16 protein-coding genes and 1 tRNA gene are annotated in these 17105 nt (G+C 64.9%); 6 read left to right on the plus strand and 11 right to left on the minus strand.

The window, feature by feature from the left end; genetic code table 11:
* Positions 1-184: 184 nt before the first annotated feature.
* The 9 genes from AC1DSN_RS03845 to AC1DSN_RS03885 form a co-directional block, all read right to left on the minus strand.
* A tRNA-Lys gene (locus AC1DSN_RS03845) sits at positions 185-260 on the minus strand.
* Positions 261-326: 66 nt separating this feature from the next.
* The gene (locus AC1DSN_RS03850) at positions 327-1271 is read right to left on the minus strand and encodes a VTT domain-containing protein (protein ID WP_477297146.1); all 945 of its coding nucleotides are present in this window, start codon (positions 1269-1271) and stop codon (positions 327-329) included.
* Between the two features lie 77 nt (positions 1272-1348).
* The gene (locus AC1DSN_RS03855; protein ID WP_477329656.1) at positions 1349-2737 is read right to left on the minus strand and encodes a sensor histidine kinase; all 1389 of its coding nucleotides are present in this window, start codon (positions 2735-2737) and stop codon (positions 1349-1351) included.
* Positions 2738-2830: 93 nt separating this feature from the next.
* The gene (phnD, locus tag AC1DSN_RS03860) at positions 2831-3868 is read right to left on the minus strand and encodes a phosphate/phosphite/phosphonate ABC transporter substrate-binding protein (RefSeq protein ID WP_477296350.1); all 1038 of its coding nucleotides are present in this window, start codon (positions 3866-3868) and stop codon (positions 2831-2833) included.
* A 30-nt stretch (positions 3869-3898) separates the two neighbouring features.
* Positions 3899-4663 carry a LuxR C-terminal-related transcriptional regulator gene (locus AC1DSN_RS03865; protein WP_063571775.1) on the minus strand — a complete coding sequence of 255 codons (765 nt, stop codon included), beginning with the start codon at positions 4661-4663 and terminating at the stop codon, positions 3899-3901.
* An 87-nt stretch (positions 4664-4750) separates the two neighbouring features.
* Positions 4751-6658: an ATP-binding response regulator gene (locus AC1DSN_RS03870; protein ID WP_477296352.1), complete on the minus strand. Its 1908-nt coding sequence runs from the start codon at positions 6656-6658 to the stop codon at positions 4751-4753.
* Between the two features lie 70 nt (positions 6659-6728).
* On the minus strand, positions 6729-7439 hold the full coding sequence (locus AC1DSN_RS03875; RefSeq protein WP_477296353.1) for a TVP38/TMEM64 family protein: 711 nt from the start codon (positions 7437-7439) through the stop codon (positions 6729-6731).
* Positions 7440-7455: 16 nt separating this feature from the next.
* Complete coding sequence (locus tag AC1DSN_RS03880) at positions 7456-8013, minus strand: nucleoside deaminase (RefSeq protein WP_477296354.1); 558 nt, start codon at positions 8011-8013, stop codon at positions 7456-7458.
* Positions 8013-9740, minus strand: coding sequence for a glutamine--tRNA ligase/YqeY domain fusion protein (locus AC1DSN_RS03885; protein WP_477296355.1), 1728 nt, complete (start codon positions 9738-9740; stop codon positions 8013-8015). The genes AC1DSN_RS03880 and AC1DSN_RS03885 overlap by 1 nt, the downstream gene beginning before the upstream one ends.
* A gap of 95 nt (positions 9741-9835) precedes the next feature.
* Between AC1DSN_RS03885 and AC1DSN_RS03890 the strand changes: the two genes are divergently transcribed.
* Together AC1DSN_RS03890 and AC1DSN_RS03895 are read left to right on the plus strand one after the other, a co-directional pair.
* Complete coding sequence (locus tag AC1DSN_RS03890) at positions 9836-10108, plus strand: putative signal transducing protein (RefSeq protein WP_213948585.1); 273 nt, start codon at positions 9836-9838, stop codon at positions 10106-10108.
* Between the two features lie 29 nt (positions 10109-10137).
* Positions 10138-10671 carry an adenine phosphoribosyltransferase gene (locus AC1DSN_RS03895; protein WP_213948586.1) on the plus strand — a complete coding sequence of 178 codons (534 nt, stop codon included), beginning with the start codon at positions 10138-10140 and terminating at the stop codon, positions 10669-10671.
* Positions 10672-10686: 15 nt separating this feature from the next.
* Here the strand turns inward: AC1DSN_RS03895 and AC1DSN_RS03900 are convergent, their stop codons facing one another.
* Positions 10687-11283, minus strand: coding sequence for a hypothetical protein (locus AC1DSN_RS03900; RefSeq protein ID WP_477299047.1), 597 nt, complete (start codon positions 11281-11283; stop codon positions 10687-10689).
* 14 nt (positions 11284-11297) lie between these two features.
* Positions 11298-12257: a DNA-binding transcriptional regulator OxyR gene (gene oxyR / locus AC1DSN_RS03905; protein WP_477329658.1), complete on the minus strand. Its 960-nt coding sequence runs from the start codon at positions 12255-12257 to the stop codon at positions 11298-11300.
* A gap of 154 nt (positions 12258-12411) precedes the next feature.
* On the opposite strand from oxyR, the gene AC1DSN_RS03910 reads away from it, so the two are divergent.
* The 4 genes from AC1DSN_RS03910 to AC1DSN_RS03925 all read left to right on the plus strand — a co-directional run bounded on the left by AC1DSN_RS03910 (position 12412) and on the right by AC1DSN_RS03925 (position 17050).
* Positions 12412-12960 carry a peroxiredoxin gene (locus tag AC1DSN_RS03910; protein WP_063573275.1) on the plus strand — a complete coding sequence of 183 codons (549 nt, stop codon included), beginning with the start codon at positions 12412-12414 and terminating at the stop codon, positions 12958-12960.
* 208 nt (positions 12961-13168) lie between these two features.
* Entirely contained in the window at positions 13169-13711 is a 543-nt protein-coding gene (locus AC1DSN_RS03915; RefSeq protein WP_063573276.1) for a carboxymuconolactone decarboxylase family protein, read from the plus strand.
* A gap of 174 nt (positions 13712-13885) precedes the next feature.
* The gene (locus AC1DSN_RS03920; protein WP_477294333.1) at positions 13886-14245 is read left to right on the plus strand and encodes a DUF1428 domain-containing protein; all 360 of its coding nucleotides are present in this window, start codon (positions 13886-13888) and stop codon (positions 14243-14245) included.
* Positions 14246-14362: 117 nt separating this feature from the next.
* A complete protein-coding gene (locus AC1DSN_RS03925; protein ID WP_477294335.1) occupies positions 14363-17050 on the plus strand; it encodes a M1 family metallopeptidase in 2688 nt (895 codons plus the stop codon).
* Positions 17051-17105: the final 55 nt, after the last annotated feature.

The following is a 17105-nucleotide window of genomic DNA, read 5'->3' on the forward strand; positions in this document are numbered from 1 at the left end:
TCGCAAAAGGACCAGAGCTATCGCGTTTCGAAATTGGCTTCGTAGACATTGACGTACCTCCGCCTTTCCCTGTCAGGCCAAATATTAGCCCATGTTCCTTCATCGGCGGGACGGGCCAGCTCAGGCTTCTTCTCGTTGGAGCGTCAGGTATATGCCCTACCTGAACGTGACTCACTGGCGCGAATGGTGGGTCGTGCCGGATTCGAACCGGCGACCTACGGATTAAAAGTCCGCTGCTCTACCAACTGAGCTAACGACCCATGCGCGGGAAGCCGGCTAGTTTAGTGGCCGCATGGGGGGCGGCACAACCCGAGCGGCGTGGCGGTTCAGGTCGTGGCGACAATGGCCTCGACGTCACGTCCCGCCTGACGCCAGGCGCCGATGCCCCCGGTAAGCGGGCGGACGTTGGAAAAACCCAGCTTGCTCAGGCGTTCCGCCACCTTGGCCGCCGAGACTTCGTTCGGGCACGAGCAGTAAATCACCACCGAGGTGTGCCTGGGCAGGGTCGCCAGTGCGGCATCCGCCGTGGCCAGGTCGAACAGGCGCGAGCCTGGGATGACGAACGGATCGTCGCGGCGGCTGAGGGTCGAGCGCACATCGACAATCAGTGCGCCGGGCTCGTTGGCGAGCAGGACGGAGAGTTCGTCGACGGAAATTCGGCTTTTGCGCAACTGTGCGATGAGCAGGGCACGACGGCTGTAGCGAAAGCCGACCCATAGCAACAGTCCGATCAGGGCGAGCGCCGCCATACCGAGACCGAATTGCTTTAGGGTGGCCAGCACGGCGTCGATCTGGCGGTAAAACAGCATGCCGATCGATAAGCCGACGGAAATCCACAACGCCGCGCCAAGCAGGTCATAGAGGGTGAAGCGGGAGAATCGGGTATCGCCGGCGCCGGCGATCGGAATGGCGACGAGGGAGAGCCCGGGAATGAACCGCGACACCAGCAGCAGCTTGACCCCGCGCTTCTCGAAAAAACCACTGGCGCGGCGTACGCAGGTGTCGGGGGAAAGCGAAATACGGCACAAGCCATCGAGTACGCGGTAGCCGAACCGACGCCCGGTCAGGAACCACGCTGCGTCGCCGGCGAAGGCGCCTGCAAGGGCACCGAGGAACGTCGCCAGGATAAGGACGGGGTCGCGTGCGGCGACCAGCGTGCTGCCCACCACGATCAGGGTAGGCATCGCCGGCACGGGAAGGCCGATCGCCCCCGCGAACACGCCGATGAACGCCACCACCGGCGCCGTATCAGACCAATTGACGCTCGACACGACAGTGATCCTCGGAAAGGTCTGTGTACTTCCGTAACGATACGCCGGTCGGGTCGCCGCCGACAGATGGCTGTCGATCAAAGGGCCGGATGGCGGCTCAGTGTGGGAGCTGTTCGCGAGGGAACGCCAACAGAAGCGCCCTCGAGCTGTACCCAGAAAAGCGTTCCCCGCCCGGGGCGGGAGCGGACCCCGATGCTGCCTCCGAGGGTATCGACGATGCGCCTGGCCACGGCCAGCGCGATGCCGTAACCGGCGTGGCCGGGAAGTCGGGTGAAGTCTTCGAACACGCGCTCCTGCTGGATGGGTTCCAGGCCCATGCCGTTATCCCGGACCTCCAGTCGCACGGCATCGCCACGGCGTCGCGCGGCAACCAGTACGCGGCCGTTCGGCGTGCTGATGACGGCATTCGCCACCAGGCGATGAAGCAGTTCACCCAGCAGAGCCGGATCGCCGTGGAGGGGCAGGCGGCCCCCACGCCAATGCACGTCGACACCGAGGCGGCTGGCGTCTTCGTCGATGGCTGCCCGCTCTCGCACGAAAAGATCCGATGCAATGAGGTCGATGGCGCGGGGCTCCACGGCGCCCGCATCGAAGCGTGCCATGGCAAGCAAGCCGTCGAGAAGTTCGTTGAGCCGCGTAAGGCTTGTGCGCATCTGGCCGAGCACCGCGCGCTGCCGCAGGTCCTCGCCCGGCTGCATACCAGCGACGAACAGGGAAAGTGCCTGTAGCGGCTGGCGGAAGTGGTCGCCGACCTGCTCGATGAAGCGCGTGTGTCGCGCGATATCCTGCAACCGTTGGCGGAGCGCGTCGGACATGGCCATGTCGTGGCGTCGCCGCAGGTCGACCAATTCGTCGAGCAGTGCGTCGATGGTGGCAAGTTCGCCAACGCCACCTGCCATGGGTTTCGCCTGGCGCGGATGGAGGAAGGCGTCGATACGATCGCGCATGCCTTCGATGGGCTCGATGACATCGCGTTCCAGCGCCCGCCGCGTGAACAGGAACGCCGCAAGCACCCCGCAGCACAGCAACAATGTCATGAAAGCAGCGGCGGCGCGCCGCTCGTGCAGGGAGGTCGCATCGGAAACCGTTTCGAGTTCACCCAGTGGCGTATTGAGGCGGACGCGCAACGCACGTCCGGAAGGTACGTGTCGTCCGCTGTCGATGACCAGGTCCGGCGCGTCGTCACGGCGAAGCGTGAGGCTTTCGGTAGGCGCGCTGCGTGACAGCGCGCGCGTCAGTGCATAGCGAACGGCTTCGTCGTTCGTCGCGGCGTCCATGGATGCGCCCAGCCGGATGGCCTGGATGCGTGCGACCGTTCGCGCTTCGCCGGAGAGCGCCCGCATGTGCAGTACGCCAAGCGATCCGGCCAACGCGAGCGCAACCAGCGTCATCGGCAGCAATCCGCGAAGGATCAGCTGTCGATGCAGGGGCGCGGGCCTTGCGGGCGGATGCGGCGACGCGTTCATGACAACGAATCTATGAAACGCGCGTTCGATGCGCGATAGACAAGGGGACCTAGGCTGCCCGTCTATACCTTATGGCCTAGGCCCGTTGGACGGCTATTTGCCGTCGAGTTGCTTCACGACCGCATCGTGGTCGACCTTGATCTTCTGGAAGCGCGCCTCACGCGCGGCTTCGCTGACCCACTGCGCACTGGTGGCGCGGCGCTTCTCCAGCGAATATTCGATATCGACGAAGGGCACGAGCACGGCGTTATCAGCCCGCGCGAATCCGCTGATGTCGTGGATGAGCTTCAGGTTCGCTTCTTCGCGCGAACCCTCCTTGCCCTTGCCATAGCTGGTAATGAAGGTGGCCACGCGCTCGCGTAACGCAAGCGGAAGGTCGTTACGGATCACGATCACCGCATGGGGAATAAGCGAGGACTTCCAGAGCACGCGCAGGCGCGCGTACTGGTCGGGAAAATGTTGCTTGAAGCGTTCCAGGTCCGCCGTGTTGTTGGTGGCGACGTCCACTTCGCCGTTGGCAACGGCCAACGCATTGTTCTGGTGGTTGTCGATGTGCACGCTGGCGAAGAAGGTGTCGGAGTCCACGTTCCGTGCCGCGAACAACTGGGTTTCCGGAACGAGATAGCCGGACACCGAAAGCGCTTCGCCGCGGGCGAAGCGCCATTTACCCGGCTTGGCGAACAGCTGGTCGACCGTACGCAGGCGCGAGTCCGCTGCCACGAGCACCACGGCGTAATAGCCTTTCGAGCCATCGCCGCGGGTCAGCTGCCCGATCACCTGCATGTTTTGCCCGGTGACGGCGTCCAGGGCGAGCCGCCCGGAGAGGAAGGCGATATCCACCCTCTGCTCGCTGATGGCCTGAGCGATGCCTTCGTAGGTCGTGACGGAGACCGCGCGGACGGGGCGGGCGAGCGCCTTGCTCAAGTCGTCGAGCATGGGGCGCCACGCCTCCAGCGACTCGGCGGGACCCCCGATGGGAAGAATGCCGAAGGTGAGCGGGGCATTCGGATCGACATCGCCCTGCGCGGGACCGGCCGCCACGGCGGGACCCGAGCAAAGGACGCACGCCAGCCATGCGCAGAACCCCGCGCGCACCCAGCCTCTCGCCGCGCTCTTCACGCCTGCCCGCATCGCGCCTGCCTCGCGTGGATGGTGTTTTAGCTAGTCGCCCAGGTGCTGTGCGGCAACCAGTGCCTCCAATCGGTTCCGCACATGTAGCGCACGGAAGATCGCGGCAAGGTGAATCTTGACGGTGCCTTCGCTGATGCCCAACTCGCGGGCGATCAGCTTGTTCGGCCGGCCCTTGGCCAATAGCTTGAGTACGTCGATCTGGCGTTCGGTGAGGACCGTGGCCAGGCGCTCCTTGGTCGTCAGTCCATCGCTGCCGTTGGCCTTGGAAAAGAACGGAACGGGAATGCTCGATACGGCGGCATCCATAGCTTCCGGTGGTACGTAGATACCGCCGGAGACAGCCAGACGCACCGCGTTCAGGACGACGTCCGGACTTGAGGTCTTCACGATGTAACCCTGCACGCCAAGTTCGAGCATATGGCGAATCGCAGCGGGGTCGCTGTTTCCGGACAAGACAAGGACAGCACGCTTGCGCGCAGTACGGGTCCCGATCAAGTCGGCGGCGAGGCGGCGTTCGTCATCGGTCAGATCCGGGCTTTCGCTGTCCTGGCTGGTGACCTTGTCGTTGGCGTCGGCGAGTTTCTCCAGCGCCCTTTGAATATGTTCGACGCCGTTGGCGTCCGGCATGCCTATGTCGATCAGGGCGACATCGGGGAGGGGCAGGCGATCGAGTTGCGCATAGAGATCAGCGACCGTCTGGGCCTCGACAAACTCGACGTCCTCACCCAATTCCCTCAACTTGAGCTTGACGCCGTCGATGATGAACCGGTGATCGTCCGCGATCAGAACACGCATGCCTTTCCTCCGCCCGCACTACCGCGAGCATCCCCGTTCTTGGAAACATAGCCCTCCGGGCGCCTCGCGGCAAGCCAGCCATCTGGTTCAGACGGGTGCATGATGGACGGTCCAGGCCGAAACCATGACATCGTGCAGGCGTTCGGGCGAAACGGGCTTGTAGAGAACCTGCGTGGTGGTCTGGTCGACGTTGCGCAGGAAGTCCCCGCGGGTTTCGCCGGTGATCAGCACGCGGGCAAACGGTGGTGGGTCGCCGGGCCGGCGGCGATAATAGCGATCGAGCAGGTCGATGACGTCCAGGCCGGTGCCCTCGCGGAGCCGCAGGTCGGAAATCACGATATCCGGCGGCTGCATCCACTGGTGCACCGCCTCCATGGCCTGCTGCGCATCTTCGGCAGTCATCACCTCGCAGCCCCAGCTGCCCAGCAGAAAACTGATCCCGGCGAGGATGCTGGGCTCGTCGTCGATCACCAGGACGCGCATGCCAACAACGTCCCGCGGCGCGGGGCTGCCCGTCGTCGCCGCGACCGGTGCCTCGATCTTCCCTGGCTGGACCTCCGGCAGCGTGATCGAGAACACGCTGCCCTTGCCCGGCTGCGAGCGCACCATGGCGCGCGTGCCAAGCAGGCCCGCCAGGCGCTGCACCGTGGACAGGCCCAGCCCCAGTCCGCGCCGCGTGCTCTCGGGACGCCCGGCTTCCGGGCCGCTCTCGACCCGGTAGAACTCGTCGAAAATGTGCTGGAGATGCTCCGGGCCGATACCCAGGCCCGTATCCCACACATCCACGCGGACCGTGCCATCGGGACGCCGGCGTGCACCCACCAACACACCACCGCAGCGGGTATAACGCAGCGCATTGCTGACCAGGTTGTTGAGGATGCGCGCGACCATGGTGCGGTCACAGCGTACCCAGAGGCCGGTCGTCCGCACGACCAGACGCAGTTCGTGCTGTTCGGCCACCATGCGGAAATTCACGCTGACCTCTTCAAAAACCTCGTCCAGCGGAACATCGCGGAGCACGGCCGGCATGGCACCGGTCTCCAGGCGAGAGAGGTCGAGCAGCTCGCTGAACAGGTGGTCCAGCGCTTCCACGCACTCCTGGATGTGGGCGATACGATTGAGCCGTACCGGGTCGTACTCGTCCACGGCGAGGCCGGAGGAAAACAGGGTGAGCGCGTAGAGTGGCTGGCGCAGGTCATGCGATGCGGCGGCAAGAAAGCGCGCCTTCGCCACGCTGGCGGCCTCGAGTGCGGCGTTCTTCCGGGCGAGTTCTTCCGTGGCCATGGCGATCTCGCGTTCCATCCCGATCTGCGCATGCAGCAGCTGCGAGGCAGCGCCGTTGAAGCCTCGCTGGAGGTCACCGATCTCGGTATCGTCGGTGACCGGGACCACCACGGTACGGTCGCCCAGGCCGAGTTGGCGAACCGCAATGGCGAGATTGCGCAGCGGTGCACTCAGCCAGCGCGCCGTGGACCAACCGATCATCACCGCGATGAACAGGCTGAGCGCCAGCCAGAGGAGGGCGTTGTTTACGCTGGTTCGTTGCGCGGCGATAGCGTCCTCGACGCTGACATCGACCGTGACCGAGCCGACGACGCGATGACTTGTCGGGTCCAGCACCTCGCGCGACACGGTGAGATTGTCATCGTCGTCGATGGTTCCGTTCACACGGTCCGCAATGATCTCGCCATCGCGGTCGCTGATGCGAACCCGTGCTACCTGGGGCAGCTGGACGATCGATTGGGAAATATGCGAAATCTCGCGCCGCTCGCCGTTGCGCAGGGCTTCGCCGGAGACACTGGCGGCCTGTTGGGCAATGGCGTCGGCCGTGGAGCGGCCCATCTCGTGGAGGGTATCCATCTGATGGCGGGTGAGCAGGGTAACCAGCAGGACCGCACTGATGGCGGTGGGTACGAGCGCGACACACGTCAGGCGCTGCACAAGTGAAGTGCGGCGCCAGACCCGTTCCAGCCACGTAACCGATACGTCGCGCATCTGTCTCCCCTTGCGTGCCCCTCCCGGGCGACGCGAGGCTACAGCCTAACGCAGTTCAACGCGGCTGGCGTCAGCGGTGGGGACGGCGCCGACGCCGGTCGCGAAGGCTCTTTATCGCCAGCGGAAGCACGCTCAGCGCAGCGAACGCGGCCAGCGGGAGCAGGATCCTGCCGTCGAGAAGTCGCGCCAGGGTGAATGGTGCGCTGCCGCCGAACGTGTCGCCGAGACCGGCCCCGACCGCGGTTTCGGCCACGAGGGACACTGTCCCGCCCAGCCAGGTGGCGCCCAGGAACAGCCATAGCGGGCAACGCAACCAGGCCAGAGCCACCGTCATGGCGCCCAGCGGCACGACGGGAATGAAGCGCAGGGCGAGGGTGTAACTGACCGGATGCGCGGAGAACCCGGTACGCATGCGCGTCGCAAGTTCCGGTGGCTGGCGGCCACCCGCGCCAAACGCATAGCGACTGGCAAGGAAGAGAAGGAGTGAGCCGAGCACGAGGGCGACGGACGACAGGGCCGTGCCTTCGGCGATGCCGAACAGCAAGCCACCTGCGAGGATGATGACGATCGTTCCTGGCACGCCGGTGGAAATGGCCAGGGTAAGCAGACCCGTATAGGCCAGCCGCGACATGACGGGATGCTCGGCGATCGCGCCGCGCAAGGCACCCTCTTCGGCGAGTAGCCGGGTCGGGTGGAAGCGGTCGAGCGCACCGCTACCGAGCATCACCGCGCCAGCGATCAGCAGCAGCAAAAGCGGCAGCGCGGCACGCCAGCGACTCACCCGGGAAGGACCGGTTTCAATAGCTGGCGCCCGATTCGCCGTAGCGGCGGAGCACGTCCCGTGCCTCGTCCCGGCAGATGTCGCGACGCACGGCAATGCCGCGACGCTCGAGCTCGCCGATCCAGTCGGCGGGCAGCGGGCCTTCGTCGAATGGCGTGAGCTCCTCGACATCCTCCGAGCGTGCGCCAATGAGCAGCTCGTCCACGCCCGCCCACACTGTGGCGCCGTAGCACTGGCAGCACGGCTGCGAACTGGTGGCGAGGACGAACCGGCTGCCGTCTTCATTGAGGCGGAAGCGCTGCAGGCGCTCCTGCGCGGTCATGTACGCCATCATTTCCGCGTGGGCCACCGAACAGGCATGAGGCACCACGCGATTCACCCCCACGGCGACGATCCGGTCGTTGCCGTCGAACACCACGGCGCCGAAGGGACCGCCCGTGGCGAGGTCGATGTTGCGTCCCGATAGCTCGATGGCCAGGCCGACCTTGGCCTCGTCACCCGCATACGTGGCCGAGGTGTCCACGGCTTCATGGACCCAGGCGGGCAGGGTGAGATGGACTTGTGCGTACAGCATCAGGCCTGCTTCGCCCAGGAGTCGCGCAGCGTCACGACGCGGTTGAACACGGGCGTGCCGGGCGTGTGGTCGTGCATGTCGGCGACGAAGTAGCCGAGACGTTCGAACTGAAGGCGGTCCTCGCGCGCGGCGCCCGCGGCGGCCGGCTCCACGTAACCGTGGACGACGCGGCGCGAATGCGGGTTGATGTGGTCCTTGTAGGTCTTGCCGTCGCTGTCGTCGTCCGGATCCGCGGCGTCGAACAGGCGGTCGTACAGGCGCACGATGGCGGGAACGGCGTCACGCGCACTGACCCAGTGAATGGTGCCCTTGATCTTGCGATCGGCACCCGGCATGCCGGTCCGGCTTTCGAGGTCGAGGGTGCAGCGCAGCTCGGTGATCTCGCCGTTCGCGTCCTTGACGACCTCGTCGCACTTGACGATCCCGACGCCGCGCAGACGCACTTCCCCCTCCGGCTTGAGGCGATGAAAGCCCTTCGGCGGCACTTCCGCGAAGTCTTCGCGTTCGATCCACAGCTCGGGCGAGAACGGAACGCTGCGTGTGCCGAAGCTCTCGTCCTTCGGATGGTTTGGGAAGGTGAGCTGCTCGTGGTGGGTTGCGTCGAGGTTGGTGATGACGAGCTTCACCGGGTCGATCACGGCAAGGCGGCGCGGCGCGACGGCGTCGAGATCCTCACGCACGGCGCCTTCGAGGACACTCATGTCGATCGTGCTGTTCTGCTTGCTGACACCGACGCGCTCCCAGAAGAGGCGGATGCCGGCGGCGGTGAAGCCGCGCCGGCGTACGCCGGCGATCGTCGGCATGCGCGGGTCGTCCCAGCCGTCGACGAGGTTTTCGGACACCAGGGTGATCAGCTTGCGCTTGCTCATCACCGTGTAGTTGAGGTTGCCGCGCGAGAACTCGATCTGGCGGGGTTTGCTGGGCGAGGTCGGCAGGCCGGCGTCGACCAGGGGCTGCCACAGTTCCGGATCGTGCGCGAGGTCGACCTTATCCACGCACCAGTCGTACAAGGGGCGGTGGTCTTCGAATTCCAGCGTGCAGAGCGAATGGGTGATGCCTTCGAGCGCGTCCGAGAGCGAATGCGCGAAGTCGTACATCGGATAGATGGGCCATGCGTCGCCGGTGTTCTGGTGATGCACCTTGCGCACGCGGTACAGCGCGGGATCGCGCAGGTTGATGTTGCCCGCGGTCATGTCGATCTTCGCGCGGAGTGTCTTGCTGCCGTCGGCGAACTCACCCGCACGCATGCGCTGGAACAGGTCGAGGTTCTCCTCGACGCTGCGATCGCGGTAGGGCGAATTCCGGCCCGGCTCGGTCAGGGTGCCGCGGTACTCGCGCACTTCCTCGGCCGAGAGATCGTCCACATACGCCACGCCCAGGCGGATCAGCTTGAGCGCCGAACGATAGAACACTTCGAAGTAATCCGAGGCGTGGCGCAGCTCGGCCCACTCGAAGCCGAGCCATTTCACATCGCGCTGGATGGCATCGACGTACTCGACGTCTTCCTTCGACGGGTTGGTGTCGTCGAAGCGAAGGTTGCAGGTGCCGGCGAACTCGGTGGCGAGTCCGTAGTTCAGGCAGATGGACTTGGCGTGACCCAGGTGCAGATAGCCGTTGGGCTCAGGCGGGAAGCGGGTGTGGATCACCGTGTGCTTGCCGGAAGCCAGGTCCTCGCGGACGATCTGGCCGATGAAGTGCTGCTGCAGGACGGGCGTTTCGGTCGACATCGCAAAGGACTCGGAGGATGGGCACGGCAAACATCCGAGTTTACCTTAGGCGCGTAGCGCTTGCCGCCGGGCGGCCGCGCGGGTAGCTTCCTACCATGCGTATCGCCTATCACGCCGAATCCCTGATTGACGCCCATCTGGTTAAGAATGCACTCGAGCAGGCGGAGATTCCCGCCTTCATCGCGGGTGAATTTCTGACCGGTGCGGTCGGGCAGCTTCCTGCGCGGGACTTCCTCGCCGTCATGGTGCCCGAGGCGGCCGCGGAAGCGGCCGAGGCGATCGTCCGCGTCATCGACGGTCAACTTGCCGAGGCGCGAATCGCCGCGGCCTCCGACGACGATTTCGGCGCCGCCACCTTTCCGGCCTGAGCGCCGCGATACTTTCCAGGATCAATGCCATGCAGGCCCATGTTTCCAAGGCCATCACCGACCTTGTCCGCGACGTGCCCGACTTCCCGCGTCCGGGCATCATGTTCAAGGACATCACCCCCATGCTCGCCGACGCCGCGGCGTTCAGCGCCTGCATCGATGCGCTGTGCGCGCCATGGCACGGGCTAGGGATCGGCGCCGTCTGCGGTATCGAGTCGCGCGGCTTCATTTTCGGCGCGGCCATGGCGCGCGCGCTCAACGCCGGCTTCGTTCCGCTGCGCAAGGCCGGCAAGCTGCCACCGCCCGTCGTGGGCGTCGATTATGGGCTGGAGTACGGCCACGACCGTCTGGAGATCGGCACCCAGGCCCTGTTGCCCGGCGAACGGGTCATCGTGGTCGACGACGTGCTGGCAACGGGCGGAACACTCGAGGCGGGTCGTCGCCTGGTCGAGAGGCTGGGCGCCGAAGTGGTCGGCGCCAGCGTCGTCATCGAACTCGCCGGCCTCCACGGTCGCTCGAAGTGGTCCGGTCCGGCCCCTCTCCACGCCCTGATCGGCGGCTGAGATCGGTGGCTGGCCTCAGTGGCCGGCTTCGTGGATGTCTTCGACGAGGACGATCTCGCAGCCGCCTGCGCCGGTGTCTTCACGGGTGAGCGAGGTATCCCAGTGCCAGCCGTCGTCGCGTTTGACGTCGACGAGGAAACCCTCGAAGTGGATCACTTCCCCCGGGCGCACATTGCCAAGCTCCCGGGCCACCGTGTCGTTGGCCGGGATCATGTGCATGTTGGCGCTGGAGTCCTCGATCTCGTGCCGCGGGATCGGAAAAGTATCCGTGTACCAGAAGTAGAAGCGGTTGGACTGCGAAATCCTGATCTTGTCGAGCACCGCGGTATCCGACATCCGGCCCCAGCCCAGGGCCAGGTCGGTGGGAGCGATCGGCGCCAGATCGTCCAGCTGGTAGTCCTCGCGGGAGAGCACGCGGCCCGTCATGGCGAACTTCGCGCGAGGTTCCAGCGAGAAGTGGCCGCGCGCCAGCTGTGGCCCGGCGCCCAGATCCTGCTGGCTGGGTACCGTGCCCGCGACGATACCCGCAGCCGCATGCATGGGCCGCTTATGCCACCACGTGTACGCGCCCAGTCCGCAGAGCAGGAGCAGGACGATTAGCCAGACGCGCATGTATCAGGAAACCGTCAGGAGGATGGAAGGGCAACGGTTGGCGCGCCTTCCGGTTGACGTGTGGCGCATTCCCGGGCGTTGAACAGTTCGGCCGGAACGTCGCGGATCACCTCCGCGAGGGCGGTGAAGAACGGCGTCATGGCCGAGCTCTTGCGCCAGACCATCGCAATGCGACGGCTTGGCGCCGGGCTTTCGAACTCGATCAGTCGCACATTGCCCGACTGCGCCACGGGCGGCTTCACGGCGAGGATCGGCATCAGCGTGATGCCGACGTTGGCGGAAACCATCTGACGTAGCGTCTCCAGGCTGGTGGCCCGGAAACCGGTCTTTTCGCCCGCGCCCGCCAGATGGCAGACCTCGAGCGCCTGGTCGCGAAGGCAGTGACCGTCCTCGAGGAGCAGCAGATTCTGGTCGGCAAGGTCGTCCATCTTCAGGCACTGCCGCCCGGCGAGGGGGTGGTTGTCCGGCACGGCCAGCACGAACGGTTCTTCGAACAGGAACTCGACGTGCAGGGAATCGTCGTGCATCGGCAGGGCGAGGATGCCGGCGTCCAGCGTGCCCTCGCGCAGCATGCCAAGGATCTGCTCGGTTTTCTCTTCGCGCAGGAGCAGCTCCAGGCGAGGAAAGCGCTGGCGCAGGTGCGGAATGACGTGAGGTAACAGGTAGGGACCCAGGGTTGGGAAAATGCCCAGCCGGATCGTGCCGGACTCCGGATCACGGGTGCGCTGGGCGATCGACTTGATCTCGTCGACCTGCGAAAGGACCCCCCGGGCGCGCCGGGCGATCTCGCGACCGGTCTCGGTCAGCAGCACCTTGCGCGGTGTTCGCTCGACCAGGGCCACGCCCAGTTCGTCCTCCAGCTTGCGGATCTGGGTCGAAAGGGTCGGCTGGCTGACGAAGCTGGCCTCGGCCGCACGCCCGAAATGGCGGTGCTCGGCCAGGGCAACGAGGTAGGACAAGTCACGCAGGTTCATGGCGACGGGCTCGACTCGGAACGATAGGTCCAGCCTATCACAATGATGTCTACAATCGATTTGAGATATATGTTGCAGCGCGCTAATCTTGCCTTTCAGTCGCGGCGACATGAGCGCGCGCAGAGTTCATTCCACCCTCAACGGAGAGTCAAACGTGCTGAGCATTGGCGATAAGTTCCCCCAGTTCAACCTCAAGGCTGTCAACGGCGGCCCGCTCGCGAACAAGATCGAAGACGCGTTCATCGACGTCTCCGACAAGTCGTACGAGGGCAAGTGGAAGCTCGTTTTCTTCTACCCGAAGGACTTCACCTTCGTCTGCCCGACCGAGATCAAGGGTTTCAGCGATCTGAACGAGAAGTTTGCCGACCGTGACTGCCAGGTGCTGGCCGTGTCGACCGACTCCGAGTTCGTCCACCGCGCCTGGCGCATGGACCACGCCGACCTGAAGGACCTGCTGTTCCCGATGGTTGCGGACATCAAGAAGGACCTGACCTCGGCCCTCGGCATCCTGACCGACGAAGGCGTTGCCCAGCGCGCGACCTTCCTGGTCGATCCGAACGGCGAGATCCAGTTCGCCTACGTGACTGCCGGTTCCGTCGGCCGCAACCCGGACGAAGTGCTGCGCGTTCTCGACGCGCTGCAGACCGACGAGCTGTGCGCCTGCAACTGGAAGTCCGGCGACGAGACCCTCAAGGTCGCCTAAGGCAGCACCGGTCGTAAGTCCCGCGCCACAGCGCTCCCTCCCCCGCGTGGCGCGGGCTACCCGAGAGGCGGTGAAGTTCGCTTCACCGCCTCTTTTCTAAGCCCCTTACCGCATCACCGACACGCTCTCACGTGTCCCGCGTGAACCGGCACCGCGCGTGCCGAGCCATTCCGCGCCTCATTCCCTATTCCAAGACAAGGTGCATCCCATGAGCGTCGCCGATCTTCGTAGCAAGCTTCCCGAATACGCCAAGGACCTCAAGCTCAACCTCGACTCCGTGTTGAGCGAAGCGGGAGCCCCGGGCCTCAACCTTGCCCAGATTTCCATGGTCGCCCTCGGCGCCGCGTTCTCGGCTCGCTACAAGCCGCTGACCGAAGCCATCGCCGCGTTCGCTGCCGAGCACGCCACGGCCGAACAGCTGACCGCCGCCAAGGGTTCGGCCGCGATCATGGGCATGAACAACATCTATTACCGCTTCCAGCACCTGGTCAGCCACCCGGAATACGCGACCATTCCGGCGAAGCTGCGCATGAATGTGATCGGTGCCTACAAGGGTGACGCCAAGAACGACTTTGAACTCGTCTCGCTGGCGGTCTCGGCCGTCAACGGCTGCGGCATGTGCATCGACTCGCACGACAAGGTGCTCCGTGACGGTGGCATTTCGGTGCAGGCGATTCAGAGCGCGGTGCGCATCGCTTCGGTGATCCACGGCGTCGCCGTGGTCCTTGAGCAGGCCGACGCCGCCGGCTGATTGCAGCGACACCTGTGCCTGTAGGAGCCGATTCATCGGCGATCCCGCGGCAGCGGGCCGATTTGTTGCAAGCACCCATCGCCAATGAATTGGCTCCTACGAAAGGCCGCGTTTAACGCGGCCTTTCTTCGTTCTGGGAGACGCTTCCCTAACCATCACCGGGAGGGTTGCGCCATGAGCTACGTCGACGGTTTCGTTTTACCCGTACCACTGGACCGCATGGACGACTACAAGAAGATGGCCCGCAAGGCGGGCAAGATCTGGATGGAGTACGGCGCCCTGGCCTACAACGAATGCATCGCCGATGACGTCAAACCCGGCAAATCCACGTCGTTTCCGCAGTCCGTAAAGCTGAAGCCCGGCGAGACCGTGGTCTTCTCCTGGGTGGTCTACGAGAACAAGCGCGCACGCGACCGTGTCATGAAGAAAGTGATGGAAGATCCGCGACTTGCCGAGTTCATGGACCCCAAGAAGCTACCGTTCGACGGCAAGCGAATGGTCTTCGGCGGATTCAAGCCCATCGTCGAGCTTTGATGCTGCGGCGTCCGGAATGACGCGGCGCAGCGAGGACAGGGGTGCCTTCTGGCACTGTGTCGAAGGTCATCCCTGTTCGCAGGATGGGCGATTACCCACAGGGGAGTCCCACCCGCCATGCGTCGTTTCGTCCGTCCTCTCATCCTTACCGCGCTCGCCACCTGCTGTGGCGCCGCGTTCGCCGCCGGCACGGACGCCGCCGCGCCCCTCGGCCACCTGCCGACCTGGGCCCAGCCTGAAAACTACAAACTGGCCTTCAAGGTCGATCCGAAGCAGGAAAACTACTCCGGCTCGACCACGATCAAGATCAAGCTGAGCCAGGCCTCCGACTTCATCTGGCTGCACGGTAAGGACCTGACGGTATCCAAGGTCACCGTCACCGATGCCGCCGGCAAGAAGCATGTCGGTAAGTACACCGTCGCCGCTGAGAAGGAAGGCGTCGCACGCATCGACCTCGGTGCGAAGCTCGATCCGCAGGAGATCACCCTCGCGATCGAATTCACTGCGCCGCTGAACAAGCAGTTGCAGGGCCTCTACAAGGTCTCGCACGAAGGCGTGCCTTACGCGATGACGCAGATGGAGCCGGTCTCCGCGCGCTACGCATTCCCGGGCTTCGACGAGCCGTCGTTCAAGGTGCCGTTCGATCTCAGCCTGACCATTCCGGCCGACGACCAGGGCGTGGCCAACACCGCGCAGGTCAAGGAAGAAAAAGCAGGCGCGGGCTGGAAGACGCTCACGTTCTCCACGACCAAGCCGCTGCCGACCTATCTCGTCGCGTTCGCTGTCGGCCCGTGGGACGTGGTCAAGGGTCCGGATATTTCGCCGACCGAATTCCGTACGACCGCCACGCCGCTACGCGGTATCGCTGCGAAGGGCGAAGGCCATCGCATGCAGCATGTGCTGGGCGAGACCAACTCGATCATCCACACGCTCGAGGACTACTACGGTTTTGGTTACCCGTACGACAAGCTCGACCTGCTCGCCGCGCCTGACTTCAGTGCCGGTGCCATGGAGAACGCGGGTCTGGTCACCTTCCGTGACTGGCTCCTGCTGATCGACCCGGATTCGGAGGCGAAGTACGTCCGCGGCTCGTTCAACGTCAACGCGCACGAACTGGCCCACCAGTGGACCGGCGACACTGTGACCATGGCGTGGTGGGACGATCTCTGGCTCAACGAAGCCTTCGCCACCTGGATGCAGCAGAAGGTCACCACCAAGGTTCACCCGGAGTACCGCGCCGATCTCGATCGCGTTCGCGGCGCACAGGGTGCGATGAACAACGACAGCCTGGTCAGCGCGCGCAAGATTCGCCAGCCGATCACCGGCAATGGCGACATCGAAACCGCGTTCGACGGCATCACCTACCAGAAGGGCGCCGCCGTTCTCGGCATGTTCGAAGGCTACGTGACTGATCCGGTCTTCCAGAAGGGCATGCGTGCCTATATCCAGAAGCACAAGTTCGCCAACGCGACGGCTGACGACCTGATCGATTCGATCGCCGAGGCGGCCGGACAGGGCGATGCATTCAAGAACGCGTTCCGTAGCTTCCTCAATCAGTCGGGCGTGCCTTACGTCACCACCGAGGTGAAGGTCGAAGGCGGCAAGACCGTCCTGCATCTGACCCAGAGCCGTTACCTGCCGCTGGGCAGTACGGGCGACGCCAGCCGCGTCTGGGGCGTGCCGATGTGCGTGCGCTACGGCACCGCCGGCGGTGCGAACAAGGTCAAGTGCGAGCTGTTCGACCAGGCGACCGGCACCATGGTGCTCGACGATGCCGCCAGGGGCACGTGGGTGCTGCCGAATGCGAACGGTCGCGGCTACTACCGTTTCGCACAGAGCAAGACCGACCTCGCCGCACTGACCAAGGTGGTCGGTACGTTGAGCGACGCCGAGCAGCTGGCCTATACGGATGCCGTGCGCGCCGCCTTCCTTCACGGCGACCTCGATGCCGGCGACGTCCTCGCTGCGCTCAAGCCGGTCACGGCTTCGAAGACCCGCGAGGTCTTCACCGCACCGATGGCCACGTTCAGCTGGATCTTCAACAACGAAGCCACCACCGACGCCCAGCGCGACCACCTGCGCAAGTGGGCCGTCGCTGCGTACCTGCCGAAGCTCAAGGAACTGGGCTACCGCAAGAAGGCGGGCGAGGCGGACAACGACACGATCACCCGCACGACGCTCGCGGGCTTCCTCGGGGACGACGACATCGCCGCGCCGGAAGTCCGTGCCGAACTGCTGAAGCAGGGCGACGCCGCACTGAAGGTGAAGGACGGTCATCTCGACCTCGATGCCGCCGATCCCGACCTGCTCGCCGACTCGCTCGGTGTGGCCGTGCAGGAACGTGGCGCGCCCGCCATCGATGCATTGATTGCCGAGATCCCGAAGACCTCCGATCCGGCCAAGCGCAACGCGATGCTCTCGGGCCTGGCCAGCACCAAGGACGTGACGCAGTCGAACAAGGTGCGTGACTTCTCGCTGAGCAAGGACGTGAAGGTGGGCGAGATGGCCGCGCTGCTGCGTGGCAACCGTGACTCCGAAGCCGGCCGCAGCGAGCTGTGGACCTGGTACACGACGAACTACGACAAGATCGTGGCGCGTACTGGCAGCTTCGCGGGCGGCAAGCTCGTCTCGATGGCCGCCGGTGGCAGCTGCTCCAAGGCCGAAGCCGATCGCATGAACGAGTTCTTCAAGCCGAAGCTTGCACAGGTGAGCGGTGCGGAACGCGATCTGGCCCAGACCAGTGAGTCGACCCTGCTGTGCGCAGCACTCAAGGCGAAGCAGGACCCGAAGGCGATCACGCGGTGATCGTCGTCGACGTGTAACACCGAAGGCCGGGCGAGAGATCGCCCGGCTTTTTTTT

The organism is Luteibacter sp. P4_D7_3 (assembly GCF_056401735.1).

Bases quoted from the DNA above. Each gene is read 5' to 3' on its own strand.
- AC1DSN_RS03855 (WP_477329656.1), bottom strand. From the start codon at position 2,737: ATGAACGCGTCGCCGCATCCGCCCGCAAGGCCCGCGCCCCTGCATCGA.
- phnD (WP_477296350.1), bottom strand. From the start codon at position 3,868: ATGCGGGCAGGCGTGAAGAGCGCGGCGAGAGGCTGGGTGCGCGCGGGG.
- AC1DSN_RS03865 (WP_063571775.1), bottom strand. From the start codon at position 4,663: ATGCGTGTTCTGATCGCGGACGATCACCGGTTCATCATCGACGGCGTC.
- AC1DSN_RS03870 (WP_477296352.1), bottom strand. From the start codon at position 6,658: ATGCGCGACGTATCGGTTACGTGGCTGGAACGGGTCTGGCGCCGCACT.
- AC1DSN_RS03880 (WP_477296354.1), bottom strand. From the start codon at position 8,013: ATGCTGTACGCACAAGTCCATCTCACCCTGCCCGCCTGGGTCCATGAA.
- AC1DSN_RS03885 (WP_477296355.1), bottom strand. From the start codon at position 9,740: ATGTCGACCGAAACGCCCGTCCTGCAGCAGCACTTCATCGGCCAGATC.
- AC1DSN_RS03890 (WP_213948585.1), top strand. From the start codon at position 9,836: ATGCGTATCGCCTATCACGCCGAATCCCTGATTGACGCCCATCTGGTT.
- AC1DSN_RS03895 (WP_213948586.1), top strand. From the start codon at position 10,138: ATGCAGGCCCATGTTTCCAAGGCCATCACCGACCTTGTCCGCGACGTG.
- AC1DSN_RS03900 (WP_477299047.1), bottom strand. From the start codon at position 11,283: ATGCGCGTCTGGCTAATCGTCCTGCTCCTGCTCTGCGGACTGGGCGCG.
- oxyR (WP_477329658.1), bottom strand. From the start codon at position 12,257: ATGAACCTGCGTGACTTGTCCTACCTCGTTGCCCTGGCCGAGCACCGC.
- AC1DSN_RS03915 (WP_063573276.1), top strand. From the start codon at position 13,169: ATGAGCGTCGCCGATCTTCGTAGCAAGCTTCCCGAATACGCCAAGGAC.
- AC1DSN_RS03920 (WP_477294333.1), top strand. From the start codon at position 13,886: ATGAGCTACGTCGACGGTTTCGTTTTACCCGTACCACTGGACCGCATG.
- AC1DSN_RS03925 (WP_477294335.1), top strand. From the start codon at position 14,363: ATGCGTCGTTTCGTCCGTCCTCTCATCCTTACCGCGCTCGCCACCTGC.